This is a genomic window from Antarctobacter aquimaris (genome assembly GCF_900184945.1).
Classification (GTDB): Bacteria; Pseudomonadota; Alphaproteobacteria; order Rhodobacterales; family Rhodobacteraceae; genus Maliponia; species Maliponia aquimaris.
Genome location: NZ_FXYF01000002.1, coordinates 271,911 through 286,395, shown reverse-complemented (window position 1 = coordinate 286,395; position 14,485 = coordinate 271,911). Strand labels below are relative to the sequence as shown.

Here is a 14,485-nt window from a genome sequence, read left to right as displayed (position 1 = left end):
GCATCCAGGTTCGGGAGAGGACAGTGGCCGTCTACAGATATAAACCGAAAACCATTCTGGGGACATTCATCAACGAGCTCGAGGAAACGCTGATCGCGGTTCTGCTCGGCCTGATGACCCTGCTGACCTTCACCAACGTCGTGCTGCGCTATGTCTTTGACTCGCTCCTGATCTGGAGCCTCGAGGTGGTGCTGATGATGTTCGCCTGGCTCGTGCTGCTGGGCACCAGCTATGCCTTCAAGGTGACCGCGCACCTGGGCGTCGACGTGCTGATCAACACCTTTGCTCCTCCGATGCGCAAGACCGTCGCGCTGATCGCCGGGGCGCTGTGCATCCTCTACGCGGTCATGCTGCTCAAGGGGGCCTGGGACTACTGGGCGCCCTTTGCCGGACTGTACGAGACGACGGGGCGCTGGTTCCCCACCGGCTTCAACGAGGCCACCCGCGACCGCGCCTTTTTCGAAACCGACCAGGTGCCGATGCTGAGCTGGCTGCGCTGGCTCGAAGACGCGGTGAACCAGGGCGAAAGCTATTCCAAGCTGCCGCGCCTCGTGCCCTACACCATCCTGCCTGTGGCCTGCCTGCTGATCCTGATCCGGGTCGTCGAGGTGACCATCCGGATCTTCCGCGGCGAACAGGAAAGCCTGATCGTCAGCCACGAAGCCGAAGAGGCGGTCGAAGACGCCGCCCGCGCACACGGAAAAGAGGAGCGCTGAACCATGGAGGTCCTTATCCTCTTTGTCATGATCATCGCGCTTCTGCTGATCGGCGTGCCGATCGCGGTGTCGCTGGGCCTGTCGTCGATGGTCTTCCTGCTGGCGCTGTCGGACACCTCGCTTGCGTCGGTCTCGGCGCAGTTCTACAACTCGATGGCCGGGCACTACACATTGCTGGCCATTCCCTACTTCATCCTTGCCTCCAGCTTCATGTCGACGGGCGGTGTGGCGCGGCGGATCATCCGCTTTTCCATCGCCATCGTCGGGCACCTGCCGGGCGGCCTGGCCATCGCCGGTGTCTTTGCCTGCATGATGTTCGCCGCGCTCTCGGGCTCTTCGCCCGCCACCGTGGTGGCCATCGGCTCGATCGTGATCGCCGGCATGCGGCAGGTGGGCTATTCCAAGGATTTCGCGGCGGGCGTCATCGCCAACGCGGGCACCCTGGGCATCCTGATCCCGCCGTCCATCGTGATGGTGGTCTACGCCTCGGCGACGGATGTGTCGGTCGGCCGGATGTTCCTTGCCGGCATCATCCCGGGCCTGATGGCCGGGTCCATGCTGATGCTGACCATCTATCTCATCGCCGTCTTCCGCAACCTGCCCAAGGGCGAATGGAAGGGCTGGGGCGAGGTCATCGCCTCCGGCGCCGATGCGGCCTGGGGCCTGCTGCTGATCGTCATCATCCTGGGCGGCATCTACGGCGGCGTCTTTACCCCGACCGAGGCGGCGGCGGTCGCGGCGGTCTACGCCTTCTTCGCGGCGTGCTTCATTTACCGTGACATGGGCCCGCTGGCGGGCAAGAACGGCGCGCCGAACCTGCCGCTGTGGCGCAAGCCCATCGCGCTGGTCACCGCCTTTTTCCACAAGGACACGCGCGACACGCTGTTCGAGGCGGGCAAGCTGACGGTCACGCTGATGTTCATCATCGCCAACGCGCTGATCCTCAAGCACGTGCTGACCGATGAGCAGATCCCGCAGCAGATCGCCGGGGCGATGATCTCGGCCGGGTTCGGGGCGGTGATGTTCCTGGTCATCGTGAACGTGATCCTGCTGATCGGCGGCCAGTTCATGGAGCCGTCGGGCCTGATCGTGATCGTCGCGCCGCTGGTGTTCCCGATCGCGCTGCAACTGGGCATCGACCCGATCCACCTGGGCATCATCATGGTGGTCAACATGGAGATCGGGATGATCACGCCGCCGGTGGGTCTGAACCTCTTCGTGACCTCCGGCGTGGCGGGGATGCCGATGATGCGGGTCGTGCGCGCGGCGCTGCCGTTCCTCGGCGTGCTCTTCGTCTTCCTGATCATGGTGACCTACATCCCGATCATCTCGACCTACATGCCGGACGCCTTCATGGGACCGCAGATCAACTGCGCCGGGGCGCCCCCGACAAACGAGCTGGAGCGTGCCTTCTGCGAGGCACGGGCGATCAACTGAGAACAAGGGCCGGGAGACCGGCCCTTTTTTCTTGTCCCTGGGTGTCCGGACCAATGCGTGACGGGCTGTGCGGTGGGGTAGCCTCCAGCCTACACGGCGTCCTGCGTCTGTCCGCGAAGTCATGGGCTTCGAAGGTCACGTGGCGGCAGGCGCCTCAAGCCTCCGGCGCGGCGGCGTTCAGAGCCTCGATGATCGGCACGAAATCCGCGGCCTTGAGGCTGGCCCCGCCGACCAGCGCGCCGTCGACGTTCGGCACGGCGAAGATCTCGGTCGCGTTCGACGGCTTGACCGAGCCGCCGTAGAGGATGCGGGTCGAGCGGCCGACGCCGGCGCCGAACCGGCGTTCCAGCCGGGCGCGGATGAAGTCGTGCACCTCGCCGATCTGGTCCGTCGTCGGCACCTTGCCGGTGCCGATCGCCCAGACCGGCTCGTAGGCCACCACCAGACGGTGCGCGGTGGCGCCGTCGGGGATCGACCCGGCCAGCTGGCCGCCGATGATGTCCAGCGTGTTGGCGTGGTCGCGCTGGTCCAGCGTCTCGCCGACGCAGACCACCGCCGTCAGCCCCGCGTCCCAGGCGGCACGGGTCTTTTCGCGGACCAGCGCGTCAGTCTCGCCATGGTCGGCGCGGCGCTCGGAGTGGCCGAGGATGACGTAGGTCGCGCCCGCGTCCTTGAGCATGGCGGCGGAGATGTCGCCGGTGTGCGCGCCGCTGGCCTTGGCGTGGCAGTCCTGCCCGCCGATGGCGAGGCCCGCGCCCTTGGCCACGGCGGCGGCGATCAGCGTCGCGGGCGGGCAGATCAGCACTTCGGCGCCGTTTTCCGTGGCGGCACCGGCAATCCCCGTGAGTTCCCCCAGCGCGGCCTGCGTGCCGTTCATCTTCCAGTTTCCGGCGGCCAGTTTGCGTCGCATCGTTTCCTCCGTGTCGGTGCCTTGCGGAGTGTCACCGCCCCGGGCGTGGCGTCAAGCCCGGTCGCGGAAAACGCGACCTCGTGACAAGGGAACCGTGTCTGACGAAGGCGCGAGGTGCTCCCCGGACCGGATGCCGCCAGGATCGCCGCGCGTGATTCTGCGATCTTGTGCGCTGGCGATCACCCGGCGCGGCGCTGCGACGAGACTTGACCGCATCTGAAGACAGTCTGAGTCCGGCAACGGCGCTCGTCGCGGCGTGCGCCGCAACATCGCCCCGCCCGCCGTCCCTGGCCACAAGAGCCTCAGAGGTGGCGCAGCGCCTCGCGTGCCAGTGCCACGGCCTCTTCGGGATCGTCCAGCGCGCTGCCGGGCAGGGTCCAGTAGGGCATCGCCGCGGTCTTGCCGGTGTCACGGGTGTAGGTCCAGCGGGTGCAGCCCATCGCCTCGAGCCGGTCGATAAAAGCGCCGGCGCCCTTGAGGTAGAGGCTGCCGTCCGAATGCATGAGCGCGAAGATCATGCCCTCGTGGTAGAGGCACAGCCCGCCCATCATCCGGCGGGTCGTGATGTCACCCAGGCCGGAGAAAAGATCGCGCGCAAAGGCGATCTCCTCGGCCGAGAGGCTCATGCCTCGCCGCGCTCGGCGGACAGTTCCTCGACGTCCTTGAACTTGATCGACTCGCCGCAACCACAGGCGTCCGCCACGTTGGGATTGCGGAACTTGAAGCCCGACTCGAGCAGCGAGGTCTGGTAGTCGATTTCGGTGCCAAAGAGGAACATCTGCGCCATCGGGGCGATCAGCACCCGCGCGCCGTCCTGTTCGATGACCTCGTCGTTCGGTTCGGGCGCGTCGACGTAGGCCATGGTGTACTCCATGCCCGCGCAGCCGCCCTTCTTGATGCCGATCTTGAGGCCATGGCGGCCCTCGCGGTCCATCAGCTTGCGGATCTGGGCCACCGCCTTGGGGGTTATGGTCACGGCCTGCTTGCCGGGGATGCTGAACATGTATCGGCTCCGTTGGTTATGCCTTCAACCTAGGGGTTCGCGAGGTCACTCTCAAGGGGGCGCAGCGCCGGCAGGGCGGCCAGCACCGACAGCAGCGCCAGCCCCCAGAGCAGCCAGAGCAGGCGGGCGGGATCGGGCACCGCGCCCAAGAGCGCGCCGGCCAGCCCAGTCATCGCCGCGCCGCAGCCCAGGGTCAGCGCGCCCGACAGCCCTGCCGCGCTGCCGGCCAGGTCCGGCCGCACCGACATCGCGCCGGCGGTGCCGGCCGGCGTGCTGAGACCGTTGGCGAGGCCGATGACCGGCATCAACAGGAAAAAGCTCCACGCGGCTTGCGGACCCAGCGTCCAGAGCAGCAGCGCGGCACCAATCCCGGCGGCAGACACCAGCCGTCCGGCCATGACCATGCGGGCGGGCGCGATCCGGTGACCCAGGCGGCGCGACAGGTAGGCGCCGCAGACAAAGCCCACCGGCGGCAGGCCGACCAGCAGGCCGGTGAGGCTTTCGGGCAGGTCAAAGACGCGGGCGGTCAGGATCGGCGTGCCGGTCAGGAAGGCAAAGAACATGCCGATCCCGAGACCGACGGAAAACGTGTAGGACCAGAAGCGCAGGTCCCCCAGCAGGTGCGGGTAGGCGCTGAAATGGGCGGCAAAGCCGCGCCCCCGGCTGGCGTTTGTCTCTCCCACATCGACCATGCAGAGCCAGAGCAGCCCGGCGCCGAAACCGAAGAAGCACCACAGCGTTGCCCGCCAGCCCAGCAGCTGGTCCAGCGTGCCGCCAATCACCGGAGCCACCATCGGCCCCAGCGCGATGGCCATGCCGATGGTGCCCAGCAGGCTGGTCGCCTCCTGCGCCGGGACCGTGTCGCGGACGATGGCGCGCGACAGCACGTTGCCCGCGATCACCGCCGCCTGAAGCACGCGAAAGACCATGAAGGTGGTGAAATCCGCCGCCAGCGCGGTGCCGAGCGAGGCCAGCGTGAAGATCGCCAGCGACCACAGCAGCACCGGGCGGCGCCCGTAGAGATCCGACAGCGGCCCGATCACGACCTGCAAGCCCGCCGTCACCAGCATGAAGAGCGAGATCGACAGGCTGGCCTGCGCGTAGGTGACGCCAAAGCCGCGCGCCATGTTCGCCAGGGATGGCAGGAACATGTTCACCGAGACGATCCCGAGGATCGTCATCAGGACAAGCGTCGTCAGCCTGGGTGGTCTGGTGGGGGCAGGGGGCATGGGCACCGCTTCGATGTGCCCATGGTGTATCTTTGTTTCGGCCGTCGGCGACAGCCTGACGCAGCGTTACATGAAGCCGAGTTCGAGCCGTGCCTCGTCGGACATCATGTCCATGCCCCACGGCGGCTCCCATGTCAGGTCGACGTCCACCTGCTTGACCCCCGGCAGCGGCTCCACCGCTTCGGCGACCCAGCCGGGCATCTCGCCGGCGACGGGGCAGCCCGGGGCGGTCAGCGTCATGACGATGCGGACCTCGGACTGGTCGCTGATCTCGATCGTGTAGACCAGGCCCAGGTCGTAGATGTTGACCGGGATCTCCGGGTCAAAGACCGTGCGACAGGCGTCCACCACGGAATCGTACAGAGGATGGTCCGTGCTGGAGGGCGCGATCAGCGGGGTGCCTTCCAGGTGCGGGTTCTGCTCGGTCATGGCGGATCCTTCTGCGAATACTTGAGAGAATATATAGGGAAAGTGCCGCACCGGGTAAAGGGCGGCCTGCGCCCCTTTGCGTCGCCTTTGACCGGCCGCAGGTCCCGGGGGTCGCCGCCCGCGTCGCCCTTGCGCGCTATTCCTCGTTCATGCGCCGTTTCGAGCGTACGGGGGCCGGGCGGACCTTGGCCTCGATATGCTCGTACAGGGTTGCCGCGATATTCTTTTTCGTCGCGGTCTCAATGCCTTCCAGCCCGGGGCTGGAGTTCACTTCCAGCACCTTGGGCCCCGACTCGGAGCGCAGCAGGTCGACCCCGGCCAGGTTCAGCCGAAAGGCACGCGCGGCGCGTACGGCGGCATCGCGCTCTTCCTTGGTGATGCGCACCATTTGTGCCGAGCCGCCGCGATGCAGGTTCGATCGGAAATCGCCCTCGGCCCCGGTGCGTTTCATCGAGGCGACCACCTTGCCGCCGACCACGAGGCAGCGGATGTCCTCGCCCGCCGCCTCCTTGACGAAGTCCTGCACGAGGAAGTTCGCCTTGAGCCCGCGAAAGGCGTCGATGACCGACTCGGCGGCCTTCTTGGTTTCGGCCAGCACCACGCCCTTGCCCTGCGTCGATTCCAGCAGCTTGACGATCAGCGGCGCGGCGCCGACCAGCCGCATCAGCGACTGGGTGTCCTTGGGCGAGGCGGCAAAGGCGGTGTTGGGCATCCCGATCTTGTGCCGGGCCATCAGTTGATGAGCGAACAGCTTGTCCCGCGAGGCGGCGATGCCCTCGGAGCCGTTCACGCAAAAGGTGCCGATGGTTTCGAACTGGCGGATGACGGCGGTGCCATAGGCGGTGATCGAGGCGCCGACACGCGGAATCACCGCGTCGTAGCGCGGCAACCGCTTGCCATCGTAATGCACCTCGGGCGCCATGGCATTGATCGCCATGTAGCAGCGGTTGGTGTCGATGACTTCGACCGTGTGGCCGCGCTTTTCGCCCTCTTCCACCAAGCGGCGGGTCGAATAGTTGTCCTCGCGCGACATGACGGCGATGCGCAGCGCGCGGTTCGGCGCGCTCGTGCGGACATGGGCGGTGGTGTAGACGTCGTAGCTGAGTTTCGGCTGCAAGAAACGGTCGGTGGCGACGATGGTGATGTGATCTTTCAGCGCCTCGCGCCCCAGCAGCATGCGCGAATTCATGGTCGAGCGATCCGAAAGGGTCATCTCGATCCGCCAGGCTTCGTCGTCCACGCGCAGGGTCGAGGCGATCACGTAGCGCAGTTCGGATTCGCCGTTCGACGAGGTGACGGTGCGGCGGTCGACGATGCGCGCCGAACAGGGGATCACCAGGTCTTCGCGCCCCGGGACGGGATGCACGGTAAAGCGGACCTTGGGCGCCGACACGGGTCCAAAGGTCTCGATGTCGAAGGCATGCAGCGCCGAGGTCCGTGCCCCGGTGTCGACCTTGGCGCGCAGCGCGGGCAGGCCGAGGTCGGGCAGGGAAACCCACTCCTCCCAGCCAAATCGTATCATGTCGGGTATCTGGTCCTGCCTGTCGGTCACGGTCACGGGGCCTTCCTCTGACGCGGGGCCACCCCTAACAACCTCCCCGGACGGCAACAAGGGGGCGGTGACGTCAGGCCCCGGCGCCCAGGTGGCGGCGCACGTCGTCCAGCCTTGAGCGGGCCACGGGAACGCGGGTGCCGTCCTCGAGCTCCAGCACGTGCCGGTTGCCGTCGTGGAGCAGGGCGCGCGCGGACCGCGATGCCACCCACCACGATCGGTGCGGCTGAAACCCGTCCTGCGGGCCGGTCTGCGCGACGATGTCGCCCAGACGGGCGCGAAAGGTCAGGGTCTGGCCGTCCAGAGTGACGTGCATGTGATGCTCGCGCGCCTCGATGTGGCGCAGGCGGGACAGCGGCACAGGTTCGGCGCCGATGACGATGCTGCGCTCGGCCGGCAGCGGGATCGCTTCGGCGACCGCGCCACGGAGGTCGACATGGGCGCGCACGTAGCGAAAGTAGATCAGGCCGAACATTTCGGCGATCAACCAGAAGAACAGCACGTCCGGCACGATCCGGAGCCCCAGCGGTTCCTGCGCGGCGAGGTAGAACAGGCCTTCTCCGGCGATGATCGCAGGCGTCAGCGCGGACAGCACGATCAACGGCCCCGGCCAGATCCGGGCGCCCGTCAGGCGCTGGAGCCGGGCCATGGCCGAAACGGTCAGCCAGACCGCTGCCAGGAAGGTTCCCATCACCACGCACCAGACCGCCAGAACCAACAGGATGTGGATCCTGCCCAGGATCGCCGGCGAATCCGTCGCCAACAGCAGGACGTAGACCGCAACGAGGTAAGTCTGCGTCGTTTTCGACCGCAGCAGGCCCACGAACTCCTCCGGCGCCAGCGTGAAGCGGCCACCAAGGATGTCAAAGAACGTCAGGGTCGGTGGTGAGGGTGCGGTCACGGCGGTTCTGTTCGACCTTCGTTGAGGAAACCCGGCTTGGCGGAAAACTATACATTCAGGTAGCAGGCCGCAGCCCGGTTTCACACCGGAATAGGTGACATGCCAACTTTTTTGAAGGCATCGCCGTTTCGCCGCCTGTTCAAAAAGAAACAGAATATGTCCGCCACGTGCGATTGTGTGCGAATACCTTTAGGCTATGCTTTCGGCAGAGCCAATCGGAGAACCTGACATGAGCTGGAATCCCGCCCTAGAGCCACATTGCCCCACAGGAGACGACGTGGACAGCATCGAGACTGTCATCGTCCCGCGCGCCCGCGACCTGGGCGGGTTCGAAGTGCGCCGCGCCTTGCCGGCGCCGCGGCGGCAGATGGTCGGGCCGTTCATCTTCTTCGACCAGATGGGTCCGGCCGAGCTGTTGCCGACACGCGGGCTGGACGTGCGGCCGCATCCGCACATCGGGCTGGCGACGATCAGCTATCTCTATCGCGGGCGGATGCACCACCGCGACAGCCTGGGCACCGACAAGTGGATCGAACCCGGCGCCGTCAACTGGATGGTGGCAGGCCGGGGGATCACCCATTCCGAGCGCACCGACGATGCCACCCAGACCGATCCCATGCCCTTCTTCGGCATCCAGACCTGGGTGGCGCTGCCCAAGGTCCGCGAGGACAGCGCGGCAGCCTTTCAACACGCCCCGCGTGAGGCGCTTCCGGAACTGGACGGCGAAGGCAAGACGGTGCGGCTGATCCTTGGGACGGCCTGGGGTGAACGGGCGCCGGTCGAGACGGCGTCGGAGATGTTCTATGCCGACGCGGTGTTGCAGGCCGGGGCCGCGATCCCGTTGCCGGACACGCATGAGGACCGCGGCGTCTACGTCGTCGAGGGCGATGTGGAGGTGGCGGGACAGCGCTTCGAGTCGGGGCGGATGATGGTCTTTCGCCCCGGCGACCGGGTCTCGGTCAAGGCCGGGCCGCAGGGCGCGCGGCTGATGCTGCTGGGGGGTGAGACACTGGAAGGCAGCCGCTACATCTGGTGGAATTTCGTCGCCTCGTCGCGCGAACGCATCGAAGAGGCCAAGGAAGCCTGGCGGCGGGGCGATTGGGAACACGGCCGTTTCCAGCTGCCGCCCGGCGATGATGCAGAGTTCATCCCGCTGCCGGACCGTTGAACGGACTTTGCCCCGGTCCGGACGGGGCGCCGCGGTGGCCTGTCAGTCCGGGCGCGCGGCGCCTGCGGTCAGCCGCCGGCGACCAGTTGTTCGAAGTCGCGGTTCTGCCAGAGCGGCCAGCCCATCATCTGGCTCATCGTGCCACACCAGTAGCCGCGCGCGGCCAGGCCGTCGAGCGTGCTGGGCATGGCGCGGACGGTGCCGCTCTGGATGTCGTGGGTCAGGATGATCGAGCCGGGGCGCGAATGCGACAGGATGCGGCTGGCGACGACGCTGGCCCCGGGACGGCGCCAGTCCTGCGGATCGACCGACCACAGGACCGTCGGCAACCCGCGGGCGTTGTGCAGCATGACGCGCTGCCGCTGGGTGAAGGCGCCGTAGGGCGGACGAAAGGTGACGGGCAGGCGGCCGGTGATCCTGTAGATCGCGTCCGAGGTGCGGTCGATCTGGTTCAGCACGTAAGAATCGGAATAACCTGCCAGGTTCGGGTGCGACCACGTGTGGTTGCCGATCTCGTGACCTTCGTCGGCGATCCGCTTGACAATATCCGGCCAGGTTACCACCCTGTTTCCGATCAGGTAGAACGTGGCGCGCTGGCCGCGCGCCCGGAGCAGATCAAGCAGGATCGGGGTCAGCGTCGGGTGCGGCCCGTCGTCGAAGGTCAGGCCGACAACCGGGGTCGAGGTTCTGACCGCCGTGACGGTCACCGGATCCGGCGTGAGGGCGTCGTCAGGCAAGGCAATGTCGGGTGCGGCCATCAGTTCGGCGGGTCGCGACAGGGCGATTGCGGCTGTGCCGACGGACAGGAACGCCCGACGCGAAAGAACTGACATGGCAAGACCTTGGCAGGAGGGGATAAGCAGACCCGTCAAGTCAAGCCGGGTCGAGGCCTGTTTTGCAAGGCGATTCCCGGATTCGGAAATTTTCCGAAGTCAATGCGTGACTAATGCGCCACGGCGGACCTTTGCGCACGTGTGAAAATTGCGCGGTTTCGAGGCAGGAAAAGCGCTTGACGGGGCTGGGGGCTGCGCATAGAAGGCCACTCACGCCAAGGCCAAGCGGTCTCGGCGGCAGCGATGCGGTTGTAGCTCAGTTGGTTAGAGTACCGGCCTGTCACGCCGGGGGTCGCGGGTTCGAGCCCCGTCAACCGCGCCATCACTGCCCCGAGGTCCAGCGGCCAGACGCGATAGCGCGGTTGTAGCTCAGTTGGTTAGAGTACCGGCCTGTCACGCCGGGGGTCGCGGGTTCGAGCCCCGTCAACCGCGCCACTTTTCCTCATCAGAATGACCTTGGGGCAGGTGGCGGAACCATTTCCGCCGCTTTGAGTTGTCTGGTTGAGCCGGCCGCAGCGGTTTGGTTCAAAACGTATGGAAAACCTGACTGTCCCGAGTCGGCGCTTTGTTGCACAAATGAAAAAGCGCCCCGAAAGGGACGCTGTGTGGGACATGATGCAGGAAGAGGGGGATTGATCAGCTGCCCCAGGTACGGACGGGGCCGCAGTCCATGTGGACAAAGTTGGATTTGGAGTACCTGCCGACACCGCCGGCGTTGCACGCTGCGGCGGCCTTGTACATCTGGTGAACCGAACGCGACGACAGCTGAAGATCCGCTGCCTGCCCCAGAAGGTGGCGCGAATTCTTGGCGACGCCCGAAGACCGGGCGCGCAGCATCGCATTGGTCGATGGGCTGCGATAGCCCGAGATCAGCATGTAAGGCTCGGACACGTCCAGCAGGTTGTGCGCCGCGGCCATGATGTCGATGGTCCGCGTGTCGATGGATTTGACCTCGTTCGACCGCCAGTCGCGCATGAAAAAATTGATCTCCTTGATCGCGTCGGCGAGGTAATCGCCTTCGATCCAGTAGATCATGTCGATGCGTTCACCCGTGCGGCCCGCGTACATGCGGATGCGGCGAACGTCGCCTGCGCCGCGGAGAAAGCCTGCTGCCTGCGAGTAGGTCGGAGCTGCAGTGATTGCCGATGCTGCAAACGCGCCAAGAAGTGCGCGGCGCGTGAAGCCGCCTGAAGTCGTCTCTGCCATGATAAGCGCCTGTCCCGTAGTCGCCGTGAGTTACCTGTGGGCGCATCGTTGTGCACCCGCTCTGCCATCTATCCCCAGATGTCTCCCGTTGTATTACACGAATCGACTTGGCCAAAAAGAGCGATTTATGATGATTTCTAATGATCAAGGGGGAATTGGCGAATTCCTGCGCATGCAGCCGGGACTGTGGCGAGAATGCGCATCGCGGATATCCTTTTGCCCCGGGCCTCTTCCTGTCATACTTGTGAGTGGACAGCGCGACGGCGGGTTCGCCAGGGTGGTATACGGGAAAACGGTTCAGATGAAGGATTTTGGTATGCATGGAAAGCAGGTCCGGAGGGTGGTGACGGCACTGGCCACGGCGGGCGCGGTCTGGCTGGCGGCATTTCCCGCCGCTGCCGCAGAGGACGGGCTGAACCTGAAGGTCACGACATTCAAGCAGGCGGTCGCCGAGAACATCGCCGACAACGAGGGCATGGCCGCCTTCTACCGGGCGCGGGATTTCGCCCCGATCTGGACCGGTGAGGGCGAGGATGCCCGCGCGCGGCGCCTTGCCCTGATCGAGGCCTTCGACATGGCCGACGACCACGGCCTGCCGCCGAACCGCTACCGCGCCGGCGACCTGTTGCGCCGGATGGCCCAGACGGCGGGCGACGGGCGGTCGCGCGGGCTGCTGGAGATCGAGCTGACCCGCACCTTCCTGCGCTTTGCCAACGACCTGAGTTCCGGCGTGCTGGAACCGGGCGAGGTGGTCGACCTGATCAAGCGCGACCTGCCGCGCCCCGACCCGCAGGTCCTGCTGACCCGCCTGGTCGACGAGGACCCCAGGGCGGTGTTCCTCAGCCTGGTGCCGAGCAGCCCGGAGTATTCGCGCCTGATGCGGGCCAAGCTGCGGCTGGAACACCGGATCCGGCAGGGCGGATGGGGCCCCATGGTCCAGAGCGGCCGGCTCGATCCGGGCCAGAGCAGCCCCGCCGTCGTCGCCCTGCGCAACCGGCTCGTTGCGATGGAATACATGACGCCGTCGCTGTCCTCGGCCTACGATGCCGAGCTGGAGGCCGCGGTGCGCGAATTCCAGGAGGATCACGCGCTGCCCGCCGACGGCGTTGCCGGCACCTCGACCATCCGGGCGATCAATGTCTCGCCGGAAGAGCGGCTGAAGTCGATCATGGTGGCGATGGAACGCGAGCGTTGGCTGAACCTGCCCGGCGGACGCGGCGAGCGGCACATCCTGGTCAACCTGGTCGATTTCCATGCCCGCATCATGGACAATGAAAAGGTCACCTTTGAAACCAAATCGGTGATCGGCGCGCAGGACCGCGACCGCCAGACGCCCGAGTTCTCGGACATCATGGAACACATGGTGATCAACCCCTACTGGTACGTGCCGCAGTCGATCATCAACGGGGAATACCTGCCGGCGCTGCGGTCGAACCCCTATGCCGCCGGGCACCTCGAGATCGTCGACTATCGCGGCCGCGTGGTCAGCCGCGACACGGCTTTTTCCTACGCCGCCTCGGGCAACTTCCCGTTCACCATGCGGCAGCCGCCGGGGCCGGGCAATGCGCTGGGATCGGTCAAGTTCATGTTCCCGAACCAGTACAACATCTACCTGCACGACACGCCCTCGCAGAACCTGTTCTCGCGCGAGGTGCGGACCTTCAGTCATGGCTGCATCCGTCTCGATGATCCGCACGAGTTTGCCTATGCGCTGCTGTCGAGGCAGATGGACAACCCGGTGGACTTCTTCCAGACCACCTGGAAATCGGGCGTGAACACCAAGGTCATGCTCGAGACGCCGGTGCCGGTGCACCTGATCTACCGCACCGCCTATACCACGGCGAAAGGCCAGGTGAACTACCGCGACGACGTCTATGGCCGCGACGCGATCCTGTGGCGCGCGCTCGAGAACGAAGGGGTGGCCCTGCGCACCGGGCGCAGCTAAACACCGCCGGGACACCTGATGCCGCCGCGTCCCGGAGATTGCATGACGTTCACCCTCGAAGACATCGCCAACGCCCTCGGCCTGATGGCCGAGGGTGATCTGTCTCTGGCCGTGACCGGCCTGGCCGAGCCGCAGGACGCGCGGCCCGACCAGATCGCCATGGCGACAAAGCCAGAGTATGCCGCGCGGTTGCCGGAGGGGCAGGCGCGCGCTGCGCTGTTGTGGCAGGGCGCGGACTGGCGGGCGATGGGCCTGGCGGCGGCGCTGCTGCCGGCGCGGCCGCGCTATGCCATGTCCGGCCTCACCGGCAAGATGGACCCGGGGCCGGGCTATCCGTCGGGCATCCACCCTGCGGCCCTGGTCGATCCCGGCGCGCGGCTGGGTGACGGCGTGTCGGTCGGGCCCTTCACCGTGATCGAGGCGGGGGCCGAGATCGGCCCCGGATCAGTCATCGGGCCGCAGTGCTACGTGGGCGCGGACACCCGGGTCGGCGCGGGGGCGCTGCTGCACGCGGGCGTGCGGATCATGGCGCGGGCGGTGATCGGCGACCGGTTCATCGCGCAGCCGGGCGTGGTGATCGGCGGTGACGGGTTTTCCTTTGTCACCCCCGAGGTGTCGGGCGTCGAGAAGGCGCGCGCCTCGCTGGGCGGCGAAGGCACGGCCGAGACGCAGGCCTGGGCGCGGATCGCCAGCCTGGGCGGCGTGACCATCGGCGACGATGTCGAGGTCGGCGCGGGCAGCACCATCGACAAGGGCACGATCCGCGACACGCGGGTCGGATCGGGCACCAAGATCGACAACCTCGTGCAGCTGGGCCACAACGTGGTGATCGGCCGCGACTGCCTGCTCTGTTCGCAGGTTGGGGTCGCCGGGTCGACGGTGGTGGGCGACGGCGTGGTGCTGGGCGGCAAGGTGGGCCTGTCGGACAACATCCGTGTCGGCGACCGGGCGATCCTCGGCGGGGCAACCATCGCCCTGGCCAACGTGCCGGCGGGCCGGGTGATGCTGGGTTACCCGGCGATGAAGATGGAAACTCACGTCGAGGCCTACAAGGCGCTGCGGCGTCTTCCTCGCCTGTTCCGTGAGGTCACAGAGCTCAAGAAAGCGGTTTCAAAGGACAGGGGAAACGACTAGATACCCGGCAATTCGGCAAGAA

At 66.5% G+C, this 14,485-nt stretch carries 14 protein-coding genes and 2 tRNA genes; 7 read left to right on the top strand and 9 right to left on the bottom strand.

Annotation, left to right across the window (positions count from 1 at the left end):
- Window positions 1-23: 23 nt before the first annotated feature.
- Both MAA8898_RS04115 and MAA8898_RS04110 read left to right on the top strand, forming a co-directional pair.
- A complete protein-coding gene (locus MAA8898_RS04115; protein ID WP_245853237.1) occupies window positions 24-716 on the top strand; it encodes a TRAP transporter small permease in 693 nt (230 codons plus the stop codon).
- 3 nt (window positions 717-719) lie between these two features.
- Window positions 720-2,153 (top strand): TRAP transporter large permease, encoded by a 1,434-nt coding sequence (locus tag MAA8898_RS04110; protein WP_094019708.1) that lies wholly within the window; start codon window positions 720-722, stop codon window positions 2,151-2,153.
- 154 nt (window positions 2,154-2,307) lie between these two features.
- Here the strand turns inward: MAA8898_RS04110 and tpiA are convergent, their stop codons facing one another.
- The 7 genes from tpiA to MAA8898_RS04075 all read right to left on the bottom strand — a co-directional run bounded on the left by tpiA (window position 2,308) and on the right by MAA8898_RS04075 (window position 8,177).
- The gene (gene tpiA, locus MAA8898_RS04105; RefSeq protein ID WP_094019707.1) at window positions 2,308-3,063 is read right to left on the bottom strand and encodes a triose-phosphate isomerase; all 756 of its coding nucleotides are present in this window, start codon (window positions 3,061-3,063) and stop codon (window positions 2,308-2,310) included.
- 302 nt (window positions 3,064-3,365) lie between these two features.
- On the bottom strand, window positions 3,366-3,689 hold the full coding sequence (locus MAA8898_RS04100; protein ID WP_094019706.1) for a TfoX/Sxy family protein: 324 nt from the start codon (window positions 3,687-3,689) through the stop codon (window positions 3,366-3,368).
- The gene (locus MAA8898_RS04095) at window positions 3,686-4,066 is read right to left on the bottom strand and encodes a HesB/IscA family protein (protein WP_094019705.1); all 381 of its coding nucleotides are present in this window, start codon (window positions 4,064-4,066) and stop codon (window positions 3,686-3,688) included. Before MAA8898_RS04095 ends, MAA8898_RS04100 begins: the two co-directional genes overlap by 4 nt.
- Window positions 4,067-4,095: 29 nt before the next feature.
- Entirely contained in the window at window positions 4,096-5,295 is a 1,200-nt protein-coding gene (locus MAA8898_RS04090) for a multidrug effflux MFS transporter (protein ID WP_094019704.1), read from the bottom strand.
- Window positions 5,296-5,361: 66 nt separating this feature from the next.
- Window positions 5,362-5,724 carry an SUF system Fe-S cluster assembly protein gene (locus MAA8898_RS04085; RefSeq protein WP_094019703.1) on the bottom strand — a complete coding sequence of 121 codons (363 nt, stop codon included), beginning with the start codon at window positions 5,722-5,724 and terminating at the stop codon, window positions 5,362-5,364.
- Window positions 5,725-5,860: 136 nt separating this feature from the next.
- Window positions 5,861-7,246, bottom strand: coding sequence for a 30S ribosomal protein S6--L-glutamate ligase (gene rimK, locus MAA8898_RS04080; protein ID WP_094020001.1), 1,386 nt, complete (start codon window positions 7,244-7,246; stop codon window positions 5,861-5,863).
- Between the two features lie 103 nt (window positions 7,247-7,349).
- Window positions 7,350-8,177 (bottom strand): LytTR family DNA-binding domain-containing protein, encoded by an 828-nt coding sequence (locus MAA8898_RS04075; protein ID WP_094019702.1) that lies wholly within the window; start codon window positions 8,175-8,177, stop codon window positions 7,350-7,352.
- Between the two features lie 229 nt (window positions 8,178-8,406).
- Here MAA8898_RS04075 and MAA8898_RS04070 point away from each other — a divergent pair, with 229 nt between their 5' ends.
- Window positions 8,407-9,345, top strand: a complete 939-nt coding sequence (locus MAA8898_RS04070) for a pirin family protein (RefSeq protein WP_094019701.1) — start codon at window positions 8,407-8,409, stop codon at window positions 9,343-9,345.
- 68 nt (window positions 9,346-9,413) lie between these two features.
- Here MAA8898_RS04070 and MAA8898_RS04065 read toward each other — a convergent pair whose 3' ends face one another.
- Window positions 9,414-10,082 (bottom strand): polysaccharide deacetylase family protein, encoded by a 669-nt coding sequence (locus tag MAA8898_RS04065; RefSeq protein ID WP_245853236.1) that lies wholly within the window; start codon window positions 10,080-10,082, stop codon window positions 9,414-9,416.
- 341 nt (window positions 10,083-10,423) lie between these two features.
- Here MAA8898_RS04065 and MAA8898_RS04060 point away from each other — a divergent pair.
- A tRNA-Asp gene (locus MAA8898_RS04060) sits at window positions 10,424-10,500 on the top strand.
- 36 nt (window positions 10,501-10,536) lie between these two features.
- A tRNA-Asp gene (locus tag MAA8898_RS04055) sits at window positions 10,537-10,613 on the top strand.
- 201 nt (window positions 10,614-10,814) lie between these two features.
- On the opposite strand, the gene mepK is transcribed toward MAA8898_RS04055, so the two are convergent.
- Window positions 10,815-11,384 (bottom strand): peptidoglycan L,D-endopeptidase MepK, encoded by a 570-nt coding sequence (mepK, locus tag MAA8898_RS04050; protein ID WP_094019699.1) that lies wholly within the window; start codon window positions 11,382-11,384, stop codon window positions 10,815-10,817.
- Between the two features lie 301 nt (window positions 11,385-11,685).
- Here mepK and MAA8898_RS04045 point away from each other — a divergent pair, with 301 nt between their 5' ends.
- Window positions 11,686-13,329 (top strand): L,D-transpeptidase family protein, encoded by a 1,644-nt coding sequence (locus MAA8898_RS04045; RefSeq protein WP_245853235.1) that lies wholly within the window; start codon window positions 11,686-11,688, stop codon window positions 13,327-13,329.
- Window positions 13,330-13,371: 42 nt separating this feature from the next.
- Window positions 13,372-14,463: a UDP-3-O-(3-hydroxymyristoyl)glucosamine N-acyltransferase gene (lpxD, locus tag MAA8898_RS04040; protein WP_094019697.1), complete on the top strand. Its 1,092-nt coding sequence runs from the start codon at window positions 13,372-13,374 to the stop codon at window positions 14,461-14,463.
- Window positions 14,464-14,485: the final 22 nt, after the last annotated feature.

Bases quoted from the DNA above. Each gene is read 5' to 3' on its own strand.
- MAA8898_RS04110 (WP_094019708.1), top strand. From the start codon at position 720: ATGGAGGTCCTTATCCTCTTTGTCATGATCATCGCGCTTCTGCTGATC.
- tpiA (WP_094019707.1), bottom strand. From the start codon at position 3,063: ATGCGACGCAAACTGGCCGCCGGAAACTGGAAGATGAACGGCACGCAG.
- MAA8898_RS04100 (WP_094019706.1), bottom strand. From the start codon at position 3,689: ATGAGCCTCTCGGCCGAGGAGATCGCCTTTGCGCGCGATCTTTTCTCC.
- MAA8898_RS04095 (WP_094019705.1), bottom strand. From the start codon at position 4,066: ATGTTCAGCATCCCCGGCAAGCAGGCCGTGACCATAACCCCCAAGGCG.
- MAA8898_RS04090 (WP_094019704.1), bottom strand. From the start codon at position 5,295: ATGCCCCCTGCCCCCACCAGACCACCCAGGCTGACGACGCTTGTCCTG.
- MAA8898_RS04085 (WP_094019703.1), bottom strand. From the start codon at position 5,724: ATGACCGAGCAGAACCCGCACCTGGAAGGCACCCCGCTGATCGCGCCC.
- rimK (WP_094020001.1), bottom strand. From the start codon at position 7,246: ATGATACGATTTGGCTGGGAGGAGTGGGTTTCCCTGCCCGACCTCGGC.
- MAA8898_RS04070 (WP_094019701.1), top strand. From the start codon at position 8,407: ATGAGCTGGAATCCCGCCCTAGAGCCACATTGCCCCACAGGAGACGAC.
- mepK (WP_094019699.1), bottom strand. From the start codon at position 11,384: ATGGCAGAGACGACTTCAGGCGGCTTCACGCGCCGCGCACTTCTTGGC.
- MAA8898_RS04045 (WP_245853235.1), top strand. From the start codon at position 11,686: ATGAAGGATTTTGGTATGCATGGAAAGCAGGTCCGGAGGGTGGTGACG.
- lpxD (WP_094019697.1), top strand. From the start codon at position 13,372: ATGACGTTCACCCTCGAAGACATCGCCAACGCCCTCGGCCTGATGGCC.